The sequence below is a fragment of the Enterobacter cloacae complex sp. GF14B genome, assembly GCF_004136805.1.
GTDB classification, from domain to species: domain Bacteria; phylum Pseudomonadota; class Gammaproteobacteria; order Enterobacterales; family Enterobacteriaceae; genus Enterobacter; species Enterobacter hormaechei_C.
The window spans coordinates 1-3,780 of record NZ_QFRV01000162.1 but is presented as its reverse complement, the minus strand read 5'-3'; the positions used below and the strand labels follow the sequence as shown (position 1 = coordinate 3,780).

The following is a 3,780-nucleotide window of genomic DNA, read 5'->3' as shown; positions in this document are numbered from 1 at the left end:
GGCCAGGCCTCAGCATTTTATTATGGTGATCCCCTGGGCGAAATGCGCCTGGTAAGCAGAGTTTTTGAAATGTAAGGCCTTTGAATAAGACAAAAGGCTGCCTCATCGCTAACTTTGCAACAGTGCCCGTTTTTCCGATGTGCCGAAATGCCCGCTTACCAGGGTGTGCAGCTCATTCAGAATATAATCATACATCTGATAATGCGCTTTCCACGGCTCCTGTGTGGCATTGACATAAAACCCGGCACCCTGGCCGAGATCGTACTCTTTATCATCCGCCACCTGACTGCCGCGCGGACTGGTATCCGGCGCGACAATCACCAGGCCGTGTTCCGCTGCGTAACGCTGTGCCCCGGCTTTGGTGATAAAATTCTGCTCGTTGCAGGTCAGCCCGGAAAGCCAGTACAGCACAGGACATTTCTCTGTTTTTGCCTGCGGCGGCAGAAACACGGAAAAAGTCATCGGCGTGCCGGTCACCGCAGAGTGGTGACGCCAGACTTCCTGGCTGCCGCCGAAACAGACGTGATGTTCAATCCGTTCCATAGTATCTCCCTGAATACGTTATCAGTAATGAATGACTGTGCGGATGGATTTGCCGTCGTGCATCAAATCAAAAGCTTCATTGATTTTATCCAGTTCCATGGTGTGCGTGACAAACGGCGCCAGCTCGATTTTGCCGCTCATGGCATCTTCCACCATTCCCGGCAACTGGGTACGCCCTTTCACGCCGCCGAACGCCGTGCCTTTCCAGACCCGGCCGGTCACCAGCTGGAACGGACGGGTTGAAATCTCTTTTCCGGCACCCGCCACCCCGATAATTACCGACTGCCCCCAGCCACGGTGCGCACTTTCCAGCGCCGACCGCATCACATTGACATTGCCGATACATTCAAAGGTATGATCCACACCCCATTTGGTCATTTCGACCAGCACCTGCTGAACAGGTTTGTCATAATCATTGGGATTAATGCAGTCTGTGGCGCCGAACTGTTTTGCCAGCTCAAACTTGGATGGATTGGTATCGATGGCAAAGATGCGCCCCGCTTTTGCCTGACGTGCGCCCTGCACCACGGCCAGCCCGATACCGCCGAGGCCGAATACCGCCACAGAATCCCCTTCCTGTACCTTCGCGGTATTGTGTACCGCGCCGATCCCGGTGGTCACGCCGCAGCCGAGCAGGCAAACCTGCTCCGCATTGGCCTGCGGATTGATTTTCGCCAGTGATACTTCCGCCACAACGGTATATTCGCTGAATGTCGAGCAGCCCATATAGTGATAGAGCGGCTGACCGTTATACGAAAAACGGCTGGTGCCGTCCGGCATCACGCCTTTGCCCTGGGTTTCGCGGACGGCAACACAGAGGTTGGTTTTACCGGAGGTACAGAAATCACACTCGCCGCACTCGGCGGTGTACAGCGGGATCACATGGTCGCCCGGTTTCACACTGGTCACGCCCTCACCGACCTCAACCACCACCCCGGCACCTTCATGGCCGAGCACCACCGGGAACAGACCTTCCGGATCATCACCGGAAAGCGTGTAGGCATCGGTATGGCATACCCCGGTGTGACTGATTTTCACCAGCACTTCACCTTTCTTCGGCGGTGCCACATCAATTTCAACAATTTCAAGGGGTAAACCCGGCCCGAAGGCGACTGCTGCGCGTGATTTCATAACGGTTCCTCTGTGTCTGAGGCTTATCATGGCAGGCGATAAGCACGAATGCCGTCCACCATACCGCACAACAGCGCTGCCTGTATAGCGCCGGTCAGCAGGTGGCCGCCACCGGTGCCGGTTTTCTGATCAGCAGACAGATTGCCAGCAGCAGACCGTACAGTGCCGTGCCAATCAGCCACACCGTACCGTCCGCACTCTGCTGTGTCTGACTGAAAATAAAAGCAAACAGCAGCGGGCCCGCCACGCCGGTCAGATTGGTCAGGCTGACCAGCACACCCTGTAGTTTTCCCTGATTTGCCGCCGATGCCCCGGCAGAGATAATGCCCTGCAATGCAGGCAGTGCAATTCCGCCGCCTGCCAGCAGGATCAGGACCGGATACACCATCCATCCGGAAGTGATAGCAGACATCAGTAAAAACGCGGTGGCATCGGCAATAAATCCGGCGAAAATAATGGTTTTCTCACTCAGCCGTTTTGCCAGCGCCCCGGCAACCACCGCCTGAAACAGTGCATGCATCGCCCCGAGTCCCGCCAGTGAAAAACCGACCGCCGCGCTGTCCCAGGCAAAGCGGCTCTCCGTAAACAATACCCAGACAGTGGCCGGGATCTGCCCGATAAGCTGCGCGGTAAAAAAGACAAACAGCAACAGCGCCAGAGGTTTAAGCAGTGTGATAAAGCTGATACCTGCGCTTTCTTGTTTCTGCTCCGCCGGTTTTTCTTCTGTCTGTACCGCCGGTTTAAAGATAAAAAAGACCATCAGAAAGGTGCAGGCATTCAGTATTGCCGCAATGACAAACGGCAGATGCGGTGAGATATCCCCCGCCAGTCCGCCGATAGCCGGCCCGGCAATCAGCCCGGCACCAAAGGCCGCACCGAGACGGCCGAACCAGGCGGTACGCTCGCTGACCGCCGTGCTGTCCGCCACTACCGAAGCCGCAACCGCGCCGGTGGCACCAGTGATCCCGGAGATAATCCGCCCGAGATACAACATCCACAGCACATTGGACAGTGCCAGCAGTGTGTAATCAAACGCGGCACCCGCCAGGGATAACAGCAGCACCGGTCTGCGCCCCAGCTTATCTGACCATCTGCCCAGCAGCGGAGCAAAACAGACCTGCATCACCGCATACAGCGCCAGCAGAATGCCGTAATGGTTTGCCACATCCGCTTCCGGGAGATATTCCCGCAGCAGTGACGGTAATACCGGCATGATCAGACCAATTCCCATCGCGTCCAGCAGTGTAATCACCAGCGCGATGACAGCGGGTTTATTCATTTTTCAGATCCTGTGTTAATTCCCTATCATTGATAGAGTTGGAATATATCCCTATCAATGATAGAGTGTCAATCTGAAAATCGGAGGAGACGGTCATGGCACGGCTGAACAGAGAATCGGTTATTGATGCGGCACTGGAACTGCTGAATGAGACAGGGATTGACGGGCTGACGACCCGCAAGCTGGCGCAGAAGCTGGGAATAGAACAGCCGACACTTTACTGGCATGTGAAAAATAAACGGGCGTTACTGGATGCGCTGGCGGTGGAGATCCTGGCGCGTCATCATGATTATTCACTGCCTGCGGCGGGGGAATCCTGGCAGTCATTTCTGCGCAATAATGCAATGAGTTTCCGCCGGGCGCTGCTGCGTTACCGTGACGGGGCAAAAGTGCACCTCGGCACCCGCCCTGATGAAAAACAGTATGATACGGTGGAAACCCAGTTACGCTTTATGACAGAAAACGGCTTTTCACTGCGCGACGGGTTATATGCGATTTCAGCGGTCAGTCATTTTACCCTTGGTGCCGTACTGGAGCAGCAGGAGCATACTGCCGCCCTGACCGACCGCCCTGCAGCACCGGACGAAAACCTGCCGCCGCTATTGCGGGAAGCGCTGCAGATTATGGACAGTGATGATGGTGAGCAGGCCTTTCTGCATGGCCTGGAGAGCCTGATCCGGGGGTTTGAGGTGCAGCTTACGGCACTGTTGCAAATAGTCGGTGGTGATAAACTTATCATCCCCTTTTGCTGATGGAGCTGCACATGAACCCATTCAAAGGCCGGCATTTTCAGCGTGACATCATTCTGTGGGCCGTACGCTGGTACT

3 protein-coding genes and 2 pseudogenes are annotated in these 3,780 nt (G+C 55.7%); 2 read left to right on the top strand and 3 right to left on the bottom strand.

Features of this window, described 5'->3' with window-relative positions; all coding sequences use genetic code 11:
- Positions 1–75 (top strand): annotated as a pseudogene (locus tag DD606_RS24040) (IS6 family transposase); the annotation flags it as partial.
- A gap of 45 nt (positions 76–120) precedes the next feature.
- Here DD606_RS24040 and DD606_RS24035 read toward each other — a convergent pair.
- The 3 genes and pseudogenes from DD606_RS24035 to tet(D) all read right to left on the bottom strand — a co-directional run.
- Positions 121–543, bottom strand: a pseudogene (locus DD606_RS24035) (alpha/beta hydrolase-fold protein); the annotation flags it as partial.
- Between the two features lie 21 nt (positions 544–564).
- The gene (locus DD606_RS24030) at positions 565–1,674 is read right to left on the bottom strand and encodes an S-(hydroxymethyl)glutathione dehydrogenase/class III alcohol dehydrogenase (RefSeq protein ID WP_000842134.1); all 1,110 of its coding nucleotides are present in this window, start codon (positions 1,672–1,674) and stop codon (positions 565–567) included.
- A 94-nt stretch (positions 1,675–1,768) separates the two neighbouring features.
- Positions 1,769–2,953, bottom strand: coding sequence for a tetracycline efflux MFS transporter Tet(D) (gene tet(D), locus DD606_RS24025; RefSeq protein WP_001039466.1), 1,185 nt, complete (start codon positions 2,951–2,953; stop codon positions 1,769–1,771).
- A 95-nt stretch (positions 2,954–3,048) separates the two neighbouring features.
- On the opposite strand from tet(D), the gene tetR(D) reads away from it, so the two are divergent.
- Entirely contained in the window at positions 3,049–3,705 is a 657-nt protein-coding gene (tetR(D), locus tag DD606_RS24020; RefSeq protein WP_000113282.1) for a tetracycline resistance transcriptional repressor TetR(D), read from the top strand.
- The last annotated feature ends 75 nt before the right edge of the window (positions 3,706–3,780 follow it).

Bases quoted from the DNA above. Each gene is read 5' to 3' on its own strand.
- DD606_RS24030 (WP_000842134.1), bottom strand. From the start codon at position 1,674: ATGAAATCACGCGCAGCAGTCGCCTTCGGGCCGGGTTTACCCCTTGAA.